The sequence below is a fragment of the Agrobacterium sp. genome (assembly GCF_059499945.1).
The window spans coordinates 136140-153513 of record NZ_JCABZP010000015.1; the positions used below are offsets into that span (position 1 = coordinate 136140).

At 59.5% G+C, this 17374-nt stretch carries 19 protein-coding genes; 3 read left to right on the plus strand and 16 right to left on the minus strand.

Annotation, left to right across the window (positions count from 1 at the left end; all coding sequences use genetic code 11):
- Window positions 1-137: 137 nt before the first annotated feature.
- From tilS to ruvC, 15 genes are all read right to left on the minus strand, one after another.
- Window positions 138-1475 carry a tRNA lysidine(34) synthetase TilS gene (tilS, locus tag AC5I5B_RS18180; RefSeq protein WP_111834185.1) on the minus strand — a complete coding sequence of 446 codons (1338 nt, stop codon included), beginning with the start codon at window positions 1473-1475 and terminating at the stop codon, window positions 138-140.
- 27 nt (window positions 1476-1502) lie between these two features.
- On the minus strand, window positions 1503-2522 hold the full coding sequence (gene ybgF / locus AC5I5B_RS18185) for a tol-pal system protein YbgF (protein ID WP_003506245.1): 1020 nt from the start codon (window positions 2520-2522) through the stop codon (window positions 1503-1505).
- Between the two features lie 158 nt (window positions 2523-2680).
- Window positions 2681-3214 carry a peptidoglycan-associated lipoprotein Pal gene (gene pal / locus AC5I5B_RS18190; protein ID WP_003506243.1) on the minus strand — a complete coding sequence of 178 codons (534 nt, stop codon included), beginning with the start codon at window positions 3212-3214 and terminating at the stop codon, window positions 2681-2683.
- 210 nt (window positions 3215-3424) lie between these two features.
- Window positions 3425-4732, minus strand: coding sequence for a Tol-Pal system beta propeller repeat protein TolB (gene tolB / locus AC5I5B_RS18195; RefSeq protein WP_003506242.1), 1308 nt, complete (start codon window positions 4730-4732; stop codon window positions 3425-3427).
- A gap of 20 nt (window positions 4733-4752) precedes the next feature.
- Window positions 4753-5922 carry a cell envelope integrity protein TolA gene (gene tolA / locus AC5I5B_RS18200; protein ID WP_060723155.1) on the minus strand — a complete coding sequence of 390 codons (1170 nt, stop codon included), beginning with the start codon at window positions 5920-5922 and terminating at the stop codon, window positions 4753-4755.
- Window positions 5923-5931: 9 nt separating this feature from the next.
- Complete coding sequence (tolR, locus tag AC5I5B_RS18205) at window positions 5932-6393, minus strand: protein TolR (RefSeq protein WP_003506238.1); 462 nt, start codon at window positions 6391-6393, stop codon at window positions 5932-5934.
- Between the two features lie 61 nt (window positions 6394-6454).
- Window positions 6455-7174, minus strand: a complete 720-nt coding sequence (gene tolQ, locus AC5I5B_RS18210) for a protein TolQ (RefSeq protein WP_003497570.1) — start codon at window positions 7172-7174, stop codon at window positions 6455-6457.
- Window positions 7175-7435: 261 nt separating this feature from the next.
- Window positions 7436-7876 (minus strand): tol-pal system-associated acyl-CoA thioesterase, encoded by a 441-nt coding sequence (gene ybgC, locus AC5I5B_RS18215; RefSeq protein WP_065656478.1) that lies wholly within the window; start codon window positions 7874-7876, stop codon window positions 7436-7438.
- A complete protein-coding gene (locus tag AC5I5B_RS18220; protein WP_099087326.1) occupies window positions 7873-8409 on the minus strand; it encodes an NUDIX hydrolase in 537 nt (178 codons plus the stop codon). Before AC5I5B_RS18220 ends, ybgC begins: the two co-directional genes overlap by 4 nt.
- A complete protein-coding gene (locus AC5I5B_RS18225) occupies window positions 8406-8930 on the minus strand; it encodes an NUDIX hydrolase (protein ID WP_003506231.1) in 525 nt (174 codons plus the stop codon). Before AC5I5B_RS18225 ends, AC5I5B_RS18220 begins: the two co-directional genes overlap by 4 nt.
- The gene (locus tag AC5I5B_RS18230) at window positions 8927-9508 is read right to left on the minus strand and encodes a DinB family protein (protein ID WP_003506229.1); all 582 of its coding nucleotides are present in this window, start codon (window positions 9506-9508) and stop codon (window positions 8927-8929) included. The genes AC5I5B_RS18225 and AC5I5B_RS18230 overlap by 4 nt, the downstream gene beginning before the upstream one ends.
- Before the next feature lie 36 nt (window positions 9509-9544).
- Window positions 9545-9763 (minus strand): hypervirulence associated TUDOR domain-containing protein, encoded by a 219-nt coding sequence (locus tag AC5I5B_RS18235; protein WP_077998660.1) that lies wholly within the window; start codon window positions 9761-9763, stop codon window positions 9545-9547.
- Window positions 9764-9814: 51 nt separating this feature from the next.
- A complete protein-coding gene (ruvB, locus tag AC5I5B_RS18240; protein WP_003506226.1) occupies window positions 9815-10855 on the minus strand; it encodes a Holliday junction branch migration DNA helicase RuvB in 1041 nt (346 codons plus the stop codon).
- Between the two features lie 126 nt (window positions 10856-10981).
- Window positions 10982-11599 carry a Holliday junction branch migration protein RuvA gene (gene ruvA, locus AC5I5B_RS18245; RefSeq protein WP_003506224.1) on the minus strand — a complete coding sequence of 206 codons (618 nt, stop codon included), beginning with the start codon at window positions 11597-11599 and terminating at the stop codon, window positions 10982-10984.
- A gap of 32 nt (window positions 11600-11631) precedes the next feature.
- Window positions 11632-12144, minus strand: coding sequence for a crossover junction endodeoxyribonuclease RuvC (gene ruvC, locus AC5I5B_RS18250; RefSeq protein WP_003506222.1), 513 nt, complete (start codon window positions 12142-12144; stop codon window positions 11632-11634).
- A 247-nt stretch (window positions 12145-12391) separates the two neighbouring features.
- Here ruvC and AC5I5B_RS18255 point away from each other — a divergent pair, with 247 nt between their 5' ends.
- Together AC5I5B_RS18255 and AC5I5B_RS18260 are read left to right on the plus strand one after the other, a co-directional pair.
- Window positions 12392-14701 carry a methyl-accepting chemotaxis protein gene (locus AC5I5B_RS18255; protein ID WP_112958579.1) on the plus strand — a complete coding sequence of 770 codons (2310 nt, stop codon included), beginning with the start codon at window positions 12392-12394 and terminating at the stop codon, window positions 14699-14701.
- Window positions 14702-14845: 144 nt separating this feature from the next.
- Entirely contained in the window at window positions 14846-15847 is a 1002-nt protein-coding gene (locus AC5I5B_RS18260; RefSeq protein WP_031233679.1) for an LLM class flavin-dependent oxidoreductase, read from the plus strand.
- A 52-nt stretch (window positions 15848-15899) separates the two neighbouring features.
- Here AC5I5B_RS18260 and AC5I5B_RS18265 read toward each other — a convergent pair whose 3' ends face one another.
- A complete protein-coding gene (locus AC5I5B_RS18265) occupies window positions 15900-16646 on the minus strand; it encodes a YebC/PmpR family DNA-binding transcriptional regulator (RefSeq protein WP_003497595.1) in 747 nt (248 codons plus the stop codon).
- A 196-nt stretch (window positions 16647-16842) separates the two neighbouring features.
- Here AC5I5B_RS18265 and AC5I5B_RS18270 point away from each other — a divergent pair, with 196 nt between their 5' ends.
- Window positions 16843-17346 carry a pyridoxamine 5'-phosphate oxidase family protein gene (locus AC5I5B_RS18270; protein ID WP_003506216.1) on the plus strand — a complete coding sequence of 168 codons (504 nt, stop codon included), beginning with the start codon at window positions 16843-16845 and terminating at the stop codon, window positions 17344-17346.
- The last annotated feature ends 28 nt before the right edge of the window (window positions 17347-17374 follow it).

Consider the following 17374-nt stretch of genomic DNA (forward strand, 5'->3'; position numbering starts at 1 on the left):
CACGGGCATATCTGCTGCCCGCTATTATGTGCCCCTAACATAAGGACGACATCCGCCGTTGCCAAGGCAAAGCGCGTTATCTGATGCGTTTTGGTGTAAAAACTCTTCCATGGCAATTCACGAAAAAGAGGCCGGATTTAAACCGGTGGCTGTGGATAGGCCGTCCGTCCGAATAAATTGGCGATTGCATTTGCCAACTCAAGGTCAAAGCGCGGCAGGAAAAGATCGAAAGGTGCAAGCCTCGGCGTGATGGTGACGGCCTGCGGCATGGAAACCTCCCCTTCGGACGCTGCGGCAATTTGCGGCAGACCCGCCATCGCCGGTTTTGTCACCCCTGATGGCACCGACGGAAAATGCGCGGCCATTTCCACGGCATCACCAACCCTGCCCGCTTTGACAAGGATTGGAAAAGCCGATCCATTCTTCACAAGGAAACGATCGTCCCACAGCCCTTGCTGATGCGCGCCGACATGAAGCTCCGGCAGGTTTCGCTGCTCGCGCAACAAATAAAGGCCATCCCGCCGCCGATCGAGAAGAACACGGCCGACTGTCATTCGCCCGTTTTCACCCGTTTTGAGAAACCGCAAAACGCGCTCCATGCTGCTTGCGGCCGGAAAATATGCCCTTCCGCCAAGGGTGGCGATCAGCGCCGCCAACCCGTGCCGGAACTCGGGAAGATCGGGATTGACGGCATCGTCGGCCAGTCTGGCGAGAGCAGCATGGAAAATCTGCGTGTGATCGCGCAGGAAAACGGCTGTTTTGTCGGAAAGCGCCCGTCTTTTGAAAGAGACCTCCGCATCGATCAACGCGGGGGAGACGGGAAGCGCCTGCCGAACACGCACCCGCTCATATCTGATATTTTCATTGCTCGGATCGTCAAGCCACCCGCGCTCGCGGGACGATACATAGTCACGGATCGCCTGCCTCTCACACATCAGGAACGGCCGCATGACCCAGTAGCGGCTATCGTATAAAACCGCGTCCGCCATGCCGGCTAGACCGAGATTATTACTGCCGCCGTTGCGGGCGGCGCGCATCGCCACGGTTTCACGCTGGTCGCCGATTGTATGCCCCGTCACGACAAGATCGGCGCCAGTCTCAAGGGCGACCTCGGCAATCAGGCGGTAGCGGGCAAGTCGGGAGGCTTCGGAAAGGCCGGAGGCCGGTTTGGCACCATCCCACCGGCGGGTAACGTGGGGGATGCCAAGTTCGGCGCAGAGCATGGCGACCTTGCACGCCTCATCGGCGGATTCCGCTCTCAGCGCATGGTCGACCGTGACGGCGGAAAGCCGCAAGCGGTCCTTACCCACTCCCGCCGTTGCCTCATGCAATGCCAGCAACAGGCCGGTGGAATCACTGCCGCCGGAGATTGCGACGAGGATATGGGCGGGGTTTTGTAGATTTCCGACAAAAAACTGTGCCGCCGCGAGCGGCGCAACTGTCTTTTCATTCGGAGTGCGGGCATCAACCGGCATGGAAATACCCGCAATGGCAGGGGAAAATCAGCAGCTCAGCCGTTTCTGTTCGCTGGCGACCTTGGTCAGCACGGTCTTCGAAGCATTGGGATAGCGCTTCGGCACCTCGCGCAGCGTGGCGCAGGCTGTTTCGGTATTGTCGAGAGCGGCGAGTGACATGCCGAGCTTCATCAGCATTTCCGGCGCTTTCGGAGACTTGCCATAGGCCTGATGGCCGTTCAGGAAGGTCTTGGCGGCCTCGTTGAACTTGCCCTGGGAATATTGCGCCTCGCCCAGCCAGAAGCTCGCATCGGCGGCCTTGGTGCCTTTGGGATAACCCTGCAGATATTGCTGGAAACCCTGTTCCGCCAGCTTGTAGTCACCGGAAAGGACATGGCCGTAGGCGGCCTGATAGATGTCGCCTTCGCTGGTCAGCGCCGCCGTGTTGACAGGATCGGTCTTGCGGGCGCTGTTGCCGGTGGTCACACCGGGAAGGTTGCCGGAGGAATTACTGGCGCCGGAATTGAGCGTGCCGCCAATCGGCATTCCCTTGGAATCAAGCTCGATCGAGCCGAGCGTCGTCTCTCCCGGTGCGCCTGTCGGAGCACTGGAGGGAGCAGAGGGAGAAACGGAAGCGCCACCCTCGGGTGGCGTTTCGATGATCGTTGCAACGTCGTCGGTCGGCGGCGAGGCCGGATTGACCGGACTGGCTTCCGCCTTCTTTTTCGGTGCAGCGGTCGGGCTTGCACCCTTGCCGCCGGCATTGCCGCCTTCCAGTTCCTGGAAGCGGAACTCGTTGTCTTCCTGCGCCTTGCGGATCGTTTCCTGCATCTGCAGAAGCTGGAAGCTCATTTCTTCGATACGGCCATTGAGCTGCCGGATCTGTTCTTCAAGCTGCTGAACCCGATAGGCTTCATTGGCCTGAACCCGGACGACCGGGAGCTGCTGTTGAGAGTTGATCGTGCCGAAGCTACCCCCCGCACCGAACAGCGGACCCGAAACGGCTGCGCCGCTCAAGCCGGTGCAGGCTGCAAGCCCCAGCATTCCCGCCACGACAAGTTTCTTCATCTCATTCGTCCTGCCTTAACTGATTTGCACCGGAATGGCGCAAGCCGGATTTTTTCCATATCAACCGAAAAAGCAACTTAACTTCGGCCAAACTATGAAAAAAACAAAAGGCGGCCCGAAGACCGCCTCCCATTCAAGATCACAATAACGTCAGGCAATCACATGCCCGCGCCACCGAGAACCGTCACGGCGCGGCGGTTCTGCGACCAGCAGGAAATGTCGTCGCAAACCGCGACCGGCTTTTCCTTGCCGTAGGAGATCGTCTTCATGCGGTTTGCCGGAACGCCCTGGGAAGCCAGGAAGTCGCGGGTTGCAGCCGCACGACGGGCGCCGAGCGCAAGGTTGTATTCACGCGTACCGCGTTCGTCGGCATGGCCTTCAACGGTGATGGCGTAGTTCGGATAACGGGCGAGCCACTGGGCCTGGCGCTGCAGGGTCTGCTGGGCGTCGGCGCGGATCGAGGTGGAGTCAGTGTCGAAGAAGATGCGGTCGCCGACATTGACCGTGAAGTCCTGCTGGGAGCCCGGCGTTGCGGAGCCCGCGCCACCAAGGCCGAGTTCACCGGCGCTGTTCGGCATGTTCTTCTTGTTCGCGCAGCCTGCGAGAGCAAGCGCGAGCGTCATGGCGATGACAGCCGGGTTACGGGCCAGTTTCTGCATGGGGCTGAGTGCCGAAATGTGTGTACGGCTCATCGCCGGTCTCTCCTTAGGATTTCAATAACGTTTCCGGACACTAACTGATCGCGGTTAATAGCCGGCAAACGCTTATGGTTAACAGAAAGAAAATGTCCCAGTTTTTTGCTCCCTCACAACACTTTGCGGCAAGAAAGAGGCGCACTTCCCCATGGTATCAAGTAAAACATGATGGTGCCGGTTCATGCCGGCGCCGTCATGGCAGTCATATCAGTCCAGAAGCGGCGACCATGCCGGATCCGAAGCGAAGGTCGGCGTCTTGATGAGCTGTTCGTTATAGCCCGTCAGGTCGATCGAATAGAGCTGCGGACCACCGGCACCGGCGTTCTGGCGGAAGAACATCAGCACGCGGCCGTTCGGCGCCCAGGTCGGGCCTTCATTGTGGAACCCGCTGGTCAGAATGCGCTCGCCCGAACCGTCGGTCTTCATCACGCCGATCGAGAACTTGCCGCCCGACTGCTTGGTGAAGGCGATCAGATCGCCGCGCGGGGACCAGACCGGCGTGGAATAGGAACCATCACCGAAGGAGACGCGCTGCTGGCCGGAACCATCGGCATTCATGACGTAGATCTGCTGGCGGCCGCCGCGGTCGCTTTCGAAGGCAACACGCTGACCATCAGGCGAATAGGACGGCGCCGTATCGATCGCCGACGTATTGGTCAGCCGCGTCGTGGTGCGCGAGCGCAGGTCCATGGTGTAGATATTGGCATTGCCATCCTGCTGCAGGCTCATGATGACCTTCTGGCCATCAGGAGAGAAGCGCGGCGAGAACGTCATGCCGGGGAAGTTGCCGACCACTTCGCGCTGTCCGGTTTCCAGCTGCAGCAGGTAAACGCGCGGCTGCTGGCCTTCGAAGGACATGTAGGTCACTTCCTGACGGTTCGGCGAAAAACGCGGCGTCAGAACGATGTCGTTCGAGTTGGTAAGATTACGGACGTTGAAGCCGTCCTGATCCATGATCGAGAGCTGGCGCTTGCGGGCGGTTTTCGGGCCGCTTTCGGAGACGAAAACGACGCGGGTGTCGAAGTAACCCTTTTCACCGGTGACACGCTCATAGATCGCGTCGGCGATGATGTGGGCGACACGGCGCCAGTTTTCCGGCTGCGTGAAGAACTGCTGGCCGGTCATCTGCTGGCCTGCGAAAGTATCCCACAGGCGGAACTCGGCGCGCAGGCGGCCATCGCTTTCACGCGTGACACGGCCGGTCACGAGCGCCTGGGCGTTGATGACCTTCCAGTCCTCGAAACGCGGCTGCTGATCCGGATTGCTGATCTTTTCGATGAAGGCGTTCTTGTTGACCGGCGCGAAGAGGCCGGAACGCTGCAGGTCGGCGGCGATGACCGCGGAAACCTGCGCACCGATACCATCGCTCGACATGAAGTCGGTGATGGCGATAGGCAGCGGCTCGACATTGCCCTTGTTGATGTTGATTTCCACCCGCGCAAAAGCCGGTGCGGAGAAAACCGACATGAGGGCCGCGACAGCGAGCACCAGCCGGATCGGCGAAAATATCTTCATGTTGCCAGGCCTTTCAGCATTCATAGCAATTCACTGGGATCGAAGTTCACGACGACTTCGTTCCATGCGTCATATTTGTCGGCAGGAAGGTTCGTGAACGGAGCAGAACGCATGATGGCGCGATAGGCTCCGCCGGAAAGAGCACGGCGCGTTCCTTCCGAACCGCCGGTTGCCTCGATCTCGGGCCGACCGATGATGGTTCCATCACGGTCAAGCTTCATGGTGACCCGGACGCGAACGTCCGAGGCATCCGCCATGCCGGGAATGATCTGCCAGTTTTTCTGGATTGCGCCGCGCAGCGCATCCATTTCCGTCTGGCTGAGTGTAGAGCCGCCGGTCGATTTCTTGCCGCCAAGGGCTGCCTGCTGGGTGGAGCGCTTGGCGCCGCCGCCGGAAGGCGCCTGCTTGTTCAAAAGCGCTGCAACATCGTCAGCGTTGAAATCGCTTTCCTTCGAAGAGGCGGATTTTGCAGTCTCCTGCTTTTTCTCGCCCGGCTTCTTGTCGGAAGGCTTATCGGTGGATTTCGCCTGATCGGGCTTGGTCTCGGCCGGTTTTTCCGCGGGCTTCTGCTCGGCGGGCTTGGTCTCGGCCTGCTTCGGCTCCTCCGGCTTCGGCGGCTCCGGGCGGGAATTCGGACGCGGCACGTTCTGCGGCACGGGAATTTCGGCCGGCTCCTGCGTTGCCGGCGGCGGCTCTTCGGCCTTGGTTTCCTGCGGCGGCGGTTCCGTCTTCGGCTGCGGCGCGATTTCAGGCTTGGTTTGCGGCAAGGCGGCCATTTCCTGCGGCTTGGGAGCCGAGGTTTCTTCCTTGACGATTTCCTTCACCTCGTTCGCCTTGGTATCGACGACCGGCTGCGGCTTCTCCTGCTTGGGCGGAGCTGCCGCGCTAATATTGTCGTTAGGCTTGGTGGTAGGCGTCGGGGGCGCGTCAAGATCGGCCGTGTTGTTGCCGACATTCTGGGCGTTCTCGATGATGTCAGGACGTGTGGTCGGAACAGGAGCGGACTTTTCGGCCTTCGGTGCCTTCTTGTCACCCTGCTGGATCTGGGTCAATTCCTCGATCGGCACCAGCTCGACAGGCAGGGCCTCGGCCTGCGACACGTCAAGCGGTTCCGGCGAGCCCAGGGAAACGAGGGCGAAAGCCAGAAGCGACGCGTGCACGATCGCGGATGTGGTAAGGCTGCCCTTCATCGTTTTACGTCAATTGTCCTGTTTCTGCTGGGTCACGAGGCCGATATTCTTGAAGCCTGCCGCCTGGATACGCGCCATCACGTCGGCAACGACGCCATAGGCGGCAACGGAATCCGCACGCACGAAGATGCGTTCGTTATAACCAGTCGTGGCGATCGCCTGCAGCTTGTCGGCCACTTCGGCCGCCTGAATTTCCGTTTCCTGCAGATGGATCTGGCCATTGGCATTAACGGAAATGGTGATCGGCTGCGTGTCCGAGTTCAACGCATTGGCGGAGGTCTGCGGCAAGTCGATCGGCACGCCGACAGTCATCATCGGCGCCGCCACCATGAAGATGATGAGCAGCACGAGCATGACGTCGACCAGCGGCGTGACGTTGATCTCGCTGATCGCGCCGCCTTTGCGTCGTCCGCCGCGCCCACCCCGGCGTCCACCGGAACCGCCGCCGCTGCCACCTGCTGACATACCCATATCATCTACTCCATTTTGCCTTGCGGCAAATTACTGCACAGCATGCACATCGTGCGGCCGCTTACTGGGCGGCCTGCCGCGTCTGAAGTTTTTCATCGATCTGGCGCGACAGGATCGCGGAGAACTCGTCGGCAAAACCTTCCATGCGGGCGGAAAGCTTGTGCGCGTCGGCCGTGAACTTGTTGTAGGCGATAACTGCCGGAATAGCCGCAACAAGGCCGATGGCCGTTGCCAGAAGCGCTTCAGCGATACCCGGCGCCACGACCGCAAGGTTGGTGGACTTCGAACCGGCAATCGCCTGGAACGAGGTCATGATACCAACAACCGTACCGAAGAGACCGATGAAGGGACCAGCCGAACCGATGGTGGCGAGCGAACCAAGGCGCGCCTCGTATTGTTCGCCTTCACGCGCGATCGTCACATCCATCGCCCGGTCGATACGCATCTGCAGACCGATGGGCGAACGCGCGCCGCGCTCGAATGATTTTTTCCATTCCCGCATGGCGGAAACGAAAATTGCCGCGAGACCGCCATTCTGGCGTTCCGCCAGCGTGCGATAAAGCTCCTCGAGCGACTGGCCCGACCAGAAGACCTGTTCGAACTGGTCGAACTGGCGCTTTGCCTTGCCGAAGCTCACATATTTGTCGAAGACGATCGCCCACGTCCAGACCGAGGCGGCGATAAGTCCGATCATCACGAGCTTCACGATGAGGCCCGCCTGCATAAACAGCGCCCAGAGACTTACATCGTGCGTCGCCGCTGCCAAACCTGCCTGTTCCATAAATATCCAATCCCCGAATCCAAACGCCCGGTACGGGACCGGGCGATTCAAACGCGTGTTAACGCTCGAAGTCGTGCGGCCGCAGCCGTTAACCCCTTTGCCATACCCCGATACTTGCCAGTAAGCCTTACTTGCCAATAAATTTGGTGAAAGGAAGGCGTGTGCCGCACAAATGCCAGTTGCTAAAGTAAGACACCATTATGGTTAAAGGAGTGTTACAGCCGGGCCACGCCGGATGGATTTACTGGACGGAGCCGTCAATTACTTCAGGAATTTTTCGGCAACCGTCTCCGGAAGACGCCTCGGGCGGCCATTGGCGTTGATGACGGCGATGATGACCTTGGCGGCGACCAGCAGGGTTTCGCCCCGCCGGATTTCCTGATTGAGCACCATTTTCGCACCGCCGGCCTTTTCGGTGATGGTCGTGATCGTCAACACGTCATCCATCCGCGCCGGGCTTTTGAAATCGATCTCCATGCGATGCACGACAAAGACCAGCCCCTCCTCATCGGCGGTCAGAAGCGCGCTTTGTTCGCAGCCGAGGCACCGCAGGTAATCGGTGCGTCCGCGCTCGAGAAAATGCAGATAACGGGCGTGATAAACGAGGCCGGAGAAATCCGTATCCTCATAATAGACCCGTTGCGTCAGGCGGTGGCCATGTTCGATCAGTTCACCCGAAAGCGAAACCACAAGCTCGCTCATACTATCTCCTTGAGAATTTCGGCAGCATCGGAACGACCTTCGCGAATGATAAGATGCTCATGCCGTTGAGGCAGCGCCTCGATACGCTCCGCGATGAAACGGGGCCTCAGATCGCTCTTCAAAAGCGCTGATGGCTGCGCGGGCAGCCAGCGGAACTCCACCTCGACGCCATCCAGCACCCGATGCACGATATCGCTTTCATGGAACGGCAGAGGCTGGCGAAGCGAAATAAGATAATAAAATCCCAGTTCATGCGCCGCATAATCGTCATAGGCGAAAAAATTTTCGGCCGACCAGAGGAGACGCTCGACCGAACAATCCCGGCCAAGCTCCTCGCCGATCTCGCGGATGATGGTTTCCTGCGAGCTTTCGCCGATTTCGGCACGGCCGCCGGGCAAGGCCCAGTAACTGTCCTTCGTGCCGCGCTGGACCAGAAGATGCTCGTTCTGCAAGATCAGCGCCGCAACCCGCATGCTGAAAAGCTGCGGTTTCCGGTCCAGCCGGATCATGTGGCGTTCAGGCGCAGAGGTCATTTATCGTCCAGATCGCCGTCATGCCAGACGAGGTGTCGTGTGGTCTTCGGCAGGTGTTCTATTTCGTCGGCGATGAAATAGGGCGGAATATCAAGCTCCGTCAATGCCTGCCGGGTTGCCGCAACCCAGCGGAACTCCAGTTCGTTATCTCCGTCCTGAACGCGGTGAATGATGTCAGTCGGATGGAAGGCCAGCGTTTCCGGCAGGTCCATCAGGTAATAAAACCCGAGTTCGTGCCAGTCCTTGCCCTCGTAGTGGAAAAAATTCTCGACCGCCCAGAGAAGGCGTCCCACCTTGGCTTCGACGCCAAGCTCCTCGACCATTTCACGCGCCAGCGTTTCTTCGGAGCGTTCGCCCATTTCGGCACGGCCACCCGGAAAGGTCCAGAATTTTTCATGCGACGCCCGGTGCACCAGCACATGGCCATCACGAAACGCCAGTCCCGCGACACGCATCTGGAAAATGCGCTTCGGCTTGAACTTGATGCGGATGCGGGTGTCCTGCTTGGTATCGTGTGTCATGGTGCTGGCCTGCGGGCTGGAAACATCAAATCGGTTTCCGTCCACCCTAACGCATCCATCTCGTCTTTTCTCGTCTTTGCATCATCTCCCACAATGAATTCATCCAGTTGCGGCGGCTTGACCGTGGTCCCTGATAACATCGCATGCGCCTGCCCGCGATGATGCGTCTGGTGCTGGAAGAGATGGGACAGAACATCGTCGCAGCGATCCCGCTGGATACGCCTGCCGCGGTGAATATTGACGTCGGCCGCAAGGCCGTCTTCGTCCAAACCATCGACAAATGCGATCAGCGCCTCGTCAAGCTCCATCTGAGCGGCTCGCAGATCCGACATGGTGGCGAAGGGCTCCTCTTCGGCAAAAGCGGCAAGGCCGAGCGTGCCGCCCTGGAGGGCATCGATATAAAACCGGTCGACGGTGTAGATGTGGTTCAGCGTCGCCCTGAGCGTGGGAAAGAAACTGACACGGGAAGCGACAAACGCCTCCTGCGAAAGCTGAAGACAGGCCTGATGCAGCCGGAAATTGGCCAGCCGGTTGTTGCGCGCGAGTTTGCGGAAGACCCGCAGCGGATCATAAGGCATCGGCATCCCTCCCTTGACGCCAGAGGACGGCGTCGTTCAATCGACGTGTTCCAGCTCCGATCTGCTTTTCAGAACCTTCGCACCGTCTTCCTGTTCGATCAGATAGGCAGGCTCCTGCCTGCTCGCTTTCCGTTTTATTCTGGAGCCGGCAATGGTGCGTTCGACATCGTCAGTGAAAGTCTCGACGATTTTACCTTCACCGGTGCCACTGCCCCAGTTCCACCGGACCTTGGTACCCTTTCGATATCCAGACATGACCATCTCCGTGCCAAAGACGATCAAAGCCGGCAAGCCGGGATTGTTCCCTCAATCATCCTCAAGCGTCAGACGGAACTGCGCCGCCTCGATATCCTTGGGCGGCTGCATGCCCAGATGTTTCCAGGCTGTTGCAGTCAGAATGCGCCCGCGCGGTGTGCGCTGGATGAAACCCTGCTGGATCATATAGGGCTCGATGATGTCCTCGATCGCATCGCGCGGCTCCGAGAGGCCGGCGGCGATGGTTTCGATGCCAACAGGGCCGCCGCCGAAATTGACGGCGATCATGGTGAGATAACGCATGTCGAGCTGGTCGAGACCCATTTTGTCGACCAGCAGCCGCGTCAAAGCCTCGTCGGCGATCTCACGGGTGACGGCTTCCGCCCGCGCCACCTCGGCGAAATCACGCACGCGGCGCAATAGCCGGCCGGCGATACGCGGCGTGCCGCGCGCGCGCCTTGCCACCTCACGCGCGCCCTCATCGGTCATATTCAGCCCCATCAGCCGCGCGCCGCGCCGGACGATCAGTTCCAGCTCGTCAACGGTGTAGAAAGCCAACCGGACGGGAATGCCGAAACGATCACGCAGCGGCGTTGTCAAGAGGCCGAGGCGGGTGGTGGCGGCAACGAGGGTGAATTTGGAAAGATCGATCTTCACCGAGCGCGCCGCCGGCCCCTCGCCGATGATGAGATCGAGCTGGAAATCCTCCATGGCAGGATAAAGGATTTCTTCCACTGCCGGATTGAGGCGGTGGATTTCATCGATGAAGAGCACATCGCGCTCTTCCAGATTGGTGAGAAGTGCGGCGAGATCACCCGCCTTGGCGATGACAGGCCCGGAAGTGGATTTGAAGTTGACGCCAAGTTCCTTGGCCATGATCTGCGCCAGCGTGGTCTTGCCGAGGCCGGGCGGGCCGACGAACAGCACATGATCCAGCGCCTCGCCGCGGTTCTTGGCGGCCTCGATGAACACCTTGAGATTGGCACGGGCCTCCGCCTGGCCGGTAAAATCATCCAGCGACTGCGGGCGCAGCGTGGTGTCGATATCCTCGCCACGCTTTTCCGGGGTAATCAGTCTCTCCGCATCGCTCATTCAGGGCATTCCATTGTTCTAACCGAATTCATCAGGTGGTCGCCGCCCCTATATCACGACTATCGCATCAACGCGCTTCACGAAATTCAGGATAACCGGGGCTCCACGTCCGCATGCCAGGCGTCCTTACCGCGAAAGCTCCTTCAGCCCGAGGCGGATAAGCTTGGCGCTGTCGCCGCCCTCCCCGCCATTCTTCAGCGCGGCAGCAACCGCATTGGCGGCCTGGTCGCGCGAATAGCCGAGATTGGTGAGCGCGGAAACGGCATCCGCCACCGGCGCGGACGCAACGCCTTCACCAAGCTCCTGCTTGAGCCCGATCGAGGCGGAAGCCTCTCCCGCAAAGGCAGGCGCCTTGTTGCGAAGTTCGGTCACAAGACGCACCGCCACCTTCGGCCCAACGCCGGGCGCACGCGAAATCATCACCTTGTCCTGAAGCGCGATGGCATTGGCGAGTTCGGAGGGCGAAAGCGTGGAAAGGACGGCCAAGGCCACTTTCGAACCCACGCCCTGCACGCTCTGCAGCAGGTTGAACCATTCCCGCTCCAGTGCCGAAAGAAAACCGAAGAGCTTCAGCTGGTCTTCACGCACATAGGTTTCGATGAACAGCACCACCGCCTCCCCGACGGAGCCGATTTTCGACAGCGTGCGCGCCGAACAATAGGCGACGTAACAGACGCCGTGCACATCCACCAGCACATAGTCCGCGCCGATTTCCTCGATGCTGCCCTTCAGTTTTCCGATCATGATGCCGCCCGCTGCAATGAGACTTTAAATATTCAACCGGCCGCCAAAAGCCGCGCCATCCTGTCGCCGCCGCGATTATGCGCGTGGCAGATTGCGATGGCGAGAGCGTCCGCCGCATCGTTACCCTTGAATTCGGCCTTCGGCATCAGGATTTTCAGCATCATGTGAATTTGCTGCTTTTCGCCGTGCCCGACGCCGATGACGGCTTTTTTCACCGCATTCGGCGCATATTCAAACACCGGCAGTCCTGCCCGCGCCGGAACCAGCATGGCGATGCCGCGCGCCTGACCAAGTTTCAATGTTGCAACCGCATCCTTGTTCACGAAAGTCTGCTCCACCGCCGCCTCGTCGGGCTGGTAGCTGTGCACGACGTCAGCCAGCCCGTCATGCAACTGGCACAGCCGGGAGGCGAGATCCATATCGCCATCCGATGTCACGGTACCGGAGGCGACGAACCGAAGGCTGTTGCCAAGGGTTTCGATGACACCCCATCCGGTGCGCCGCAATCCGGGGTCAATGCCGATGATTCGAATCGTCTTTTGCATGAGGCACCTTATCTTTCCGGCTGCGACCCTGCCAGCGATAAGTGAACAAAACGACAACATTGATCAAATTTGCAGTGCAGCATTTACCTCTGCTTAAACCGCGTACCGCATTGTTCTCCACAAAATCAAAAAAGGGGAGCTGCGGACATGATGATCCGCAGCACAATATGTTCGCCATATCAGCCGTCCAATGGCGCCATCCATGCATGGCGCGGGAACTGATCCGGCATTGAGGGCTGCATCGGCCATGCTGAACCGTTTTCATTCCATATCCACCAAAGTGCTCGCGATTTTCCTGGCGCTGATGGCGATCTCGACCGGGGCTCTGACACTTCTCGGCTATCAAAGCAGCAGCGGCGTTCTTGAGGAGCAGGCGTCGAGATCCATGGAGAGCATTCTGGTTTTCCGCGGCGACATGCTTCAGGAACGCCTTGAGCAGCTGAAAACACAGGCGGATTCCATTGCCAAGATCGAATCCCTGCAGATGGCTGTTGTCTCCATGCGCAGCGGCTGGGCCACCGTGCAGAAAAACGCAGGCGACGCGAAGGCGGAACTGCAGCGCGTCTTCGTCAAGGAAAACCCCTTCGGCGAAAAGGAAAAGCTGATCAAGCCGGAAAGCCCCAGCGGCTTTTATTACTCCACCCATGAGAAGACCCAGACGGATATCGGCGCTTATATCAAGGGAACGCCGTTCAGCGATGTTCTCTTCATCGACCCCGCCGGTACGGTCTATTATTCCTATCTGAAGGGACCGGCCTTCGGGGAAACCGTCAAGGGCGGCACCTGGGCGGAAAGCGGCCTTGGTACGGCCTTCGCGCGCGGCGCGGCGAACGCCGAAAAGGCGGTCAACGACGTGGCGCAGACCAGTTTCTCCGGCCTGCGGATCGATGCGGCTACGAAAGAGGCTGGTATTTATTTCGGCGTTCCGGTTGTCAAATTCGGCGCGTTCAAGGGCATCGTCCTCTTCCAGGTCAAGGAAGGCGTTTTCAGCCAGATTCTGACGAAAGGCATCGCGGCGGGCAGTTCGGAACAATCCGCAATCATATCAGCCGATGGCAAGGTTATCGGTGTTGAGGGCGACAGGCTGGTCAGCCTTGACCCAGCCATCTACGATTTCCACGGCGAGGCCCTGAACGCGGCGGGCATGACCATTGCCAAGATCGACCGCGCGGATGGCGAAGCCAATGCCTATGCCCGCCCCTTCTCTTTCGCCGACGAAAAATATCTCGCGGTGGAAAGCATGCTGCGCAGCGAGTTGAACGCTGGCTCCATCTCGATTGCCGGCACGCTTGCCGTGATCGGCCTTTGCGTTCTGGCCGCCATGTGTGCAGCGACGGCCTTTTTCGCGCGGCGTCTCTTCGCCCCGCTGGAAAAGCTTGCCGGACTGACCGGCGAAGTGGCCGCAGGCCGTCTCGATGCGGAAATCGGCAATCAGGATCGAAAGGACGAGATCGGCCGCATGGCGCGTGCGCTCGGCAGTTTCCGTGAAAAACTTATCCTGCAGCGGGACATGGAAGAGACCGCATCACGCACACGGGAAGAAGCCGAAACAGCCCGGCGCGCGCATCTTGCGGAACGGGAGGCCGAGGCAGGCACCCTGCAAATGGTCGTGCAATCTCTGGATGAGGGGCTCGACCGGCTGGCGAATGGCAACCTCGCCTATCGTATCGAGACCGCTTTCCCCGACGATCTCGAAAGCCTGCGCCATAATTTCAACACGGCGCTTGCCCGGCTCAGCGAAACCATGCAGGCCATCGGCGGCAATTCCGCTGCCATTCGTGGCGGTTCCGAGGAAATGCGGGTGGGGGCCGACCAGCTCGCCGAACGTACCGAACGGCAGGCAGCCTCCATCACCGAAACGGCAAGCGCCATCAAGGCGATCACCGAAGCCGTCCGCGACCAGATCGAACGCGCCGAACAGGCAACGCGGATCGCCCGCGACGCCAGCACGGAGGCAACGGCATCCAGCCGCGTCATGGAGCAGACAATCGCCGCCATGGAGGCGATCCAGACCTCATCACGCCAGATCAACCAGATCATCGGCGTCATCGACGAAATCGCCTTCCAGACCAACCTTCTGGCGCTGAATGCCGGCGTGGAGGCGGCGCGAGCAGGCGACGCAGGCAAGGGTTTTGCGGTCGTGGCCCAGGAAGTGCGCGAACTGGCGCAGCGCTCGGCCGCCGCCGCAAAGGAAATCACCAGCCTGCTGAAGCGCTCCACCGACGAGGTATCCTCGGGCGTGGTGCTGGTGGAAAAGGCAGGTGCTTCGCTGACCGGCATCGGCAAACACGTGCAGACCATCAGCACGCGTATCGAAGAGATCATGGAGTCTACCCGCGAGGAGGCGCACACGCTTTCGGAAATCAACAGTACCGTCTCCAGCCTCGACACCATGACCCAGCAGAACGCCGCCATGGTGGAAGAGACGACGGCCGCCATTCACAATCTCGCTTCCGAAGCGGGTGAAATGGACGGCAGGCTCGGACAGTTCGTATTGGCTCCGGAGAACGAGGCCGCGGGGCATCGCGAGGACAGGCAATTCAGGCGGGTGGGTTGAGACAGGCCAGCCGGCGAAATACCGGGGCCTCTTCGGAGGCCCCAATTTTTTTGAACCATCCTTCAATTCTGCGCGACTTCACTGGTAAATCGGGACACGCGCCTTACATCCGCAGCAAAGATTTAAATTTCGCAGGAGCGTCGGATGATACCTTTTTCCATTCTCGACCTTTCGCCGATCGGCGAAGGCGAGAGCGTCAGTGAGGCGCTCGAAAATTCCCGCCGAATGGCGATCAAGGCCGAAGAACACGGCTATAACCGCATCTGGCTGGCGGAACACCACGGCATGCCCGGCATTGCCAGCGCGGCAACGTCGCTCGTCATCGCCCATGTGGGCGCGGCCACGAAACATATTCGCGTCGGTTCGGGCGGCATCATGTTGCCCAACCATTCCCCGCTCGTTATCGCCGAGCAGTTCGGCACGCTTGCAGCGCTCCTTCCCGGCCGCGTTGATCTCGGTCTAGGCCGCGCTCCGGGAACTGATATGCGCACAGCGCGAGCCCTGCGCCGCAATCTCGATGCCGGCGCGGAAAACTTCCCGCACGATATCGTCGAACTCCAGCGTTATCTTGGTCCGCCGCAGCCGGATCAAGCAATCCTTGCCGTACCGGGCATGAATTCCAACGTGCCGCTCTGGCTGCTCGGCTCCAGCACCTACAGCGCGCATCTCGCCGCAGCGCTTGGCCTGCCCTATTCCTTCGCTTCGCATTTCGCGCCCGATATGCTGATGGAAGCGATCCATATTTATCGCGAGCGGTTCCAGCCTTCTGAAGTGCTGGACAAGCCCTATGTGATGGTGGGTGTAATGGGTGTCGGCGCAGATACGGACGAGGAGGCGCAGCATCTCTTCACCTCGTCGCAGCAGCAATTTGTCAACCTGCGCCGCAATGTGCGCACGCAGTTTCCGAAACCGGTGCACAGCATGGACGATTACTGGAACGAGATGGAGCGTTTCTCTGTCGAACACACGCTGCGTTTCGCCGCCGTCGGTTCGCCTGAGACGATCGAACGCCATCTCGATGGCTTCCTGGCGGAAACGCAGGCGGATGAGCTGATTGTCTCGATGCCGATCCATGACATCGAAAAGCGGTTGCGGTCGGTCGAGATTTTTGCCGATGTGCGAACCTCCATAAAGAAGGCCGCGTAAACAAAAGACCCCGGAGCGGATCGCTGCCGGGGCTTTTTTGAAACATGAAACGTCAGGCGGAAAGCTTGGCGAGAATTTCTTCGGAAACCTCGAAGTTGGAATAGACGCTCTGCACGTCGTCATCGTCTTCGAGATTGTCGATGAGCTTCATCAGCGACTGCGCCTTTTCTTCATCCACCGGCACCGTATTCTGCGGCTTCCAGATGGCCTTGACGCTTTCGGCTTCGCCTAGCACGCCTTCCAGCGCCTTGGAAACCTCGTTCATCGCTTCGAAACCGCAGATGATGGTGTGGCCGTCTTCGGAAGATTCGACATCGTCAGCGCCCGCTTCGATGGCCGCTTCCATGACCTTGTCGGCGTCGCCCACTTCCGCCTTGTAGGTGATTTCGCCTACGCGGTCGAAGGAGAAGGAGACCGAGCCGGTTTCGCCGAGTGCACCACCAGCCTTGGTGAAGATGGAGCGTACGTTTGAGGCGGTGCGGTTGCGGTTGTCGGTCAGGGCCTCGACGACGACGGCGACGCCACCCGGGCCGTAACCCTCGTAACGGACCTCATCGTAGTTTTCGCTGTCTGCACCGGAAGCTTTTTTGATGGCGCGCTCAATATTGTCCTTCGGCATGGACTGGGCCTTGGCGTTCTGGATCGCCAGACGCAGGCGCGCGTTCATGTTCGGGTCGGGCATGCCCGCCTTTGCCGCAACGGTGATTTCACGCGCAAGCTTGGAAAACATTTTGGACCGTACGGAGTCCTGCTTGCCCTTGCGGTGCATGATGTTCTTGAACTGTGAATGACCAGCCATGGAAAACCTGATTGTCTTAATTTGGAGATTGCGGGCCTTATAAGTGCGATACGCCCGCCGTTCAACCCCGCAAGCGCTTTCTCTTGCCGCAACAACAGAAGGAACTGATTTATCCGCTCTTCGTTCTGATCATGAACGCGACGGAAGGGCACATGATTTCTCTCCATCGCAGCATCAGACCGGAAGGAGAAAACAAATGGTCAGCCTGACTGAAGCAAGAGAAGCCCCGGCCCGTCAGCTCTGGGACGAGATCAACTCCGTCCACGCCGGCATGCTCGGTCTTGAAGGCCTGCATAATCACATGCAGCCCATGGCACCTCACGCTGATCCCAAGACCAACACGATCTGGTTCTTCTCCAAAAAAGACACCGATCTGGTGAAGTCGCTGAAATCCGGTTCCCGGGCGCATTTCTGCGTGGTGGGGAAGGACCATGACTACCATGCCTGCCTTTCAGGCATTCTTGAAGTGCGCGACGACAAAACCAAGATCGAGGAATATTGGAATTCCGTCACGGCCGCCTGGTATGAACATGGCAAGAGCGATCCACAGCTGACAATGCTGGCGTTGCATGTCGACGATGCCGATATCTGGGCTTCGACGGACAGCACGCTTAAATTCGGCTGGGAAATCGCCAAGGCGAACATGTCGGATGACAAGACGCCAGATGTAGGCGTTCGCCAGCATCTCAACTTTGCCTGATCAACATCTCCTATGGCCTTTCCTCGCC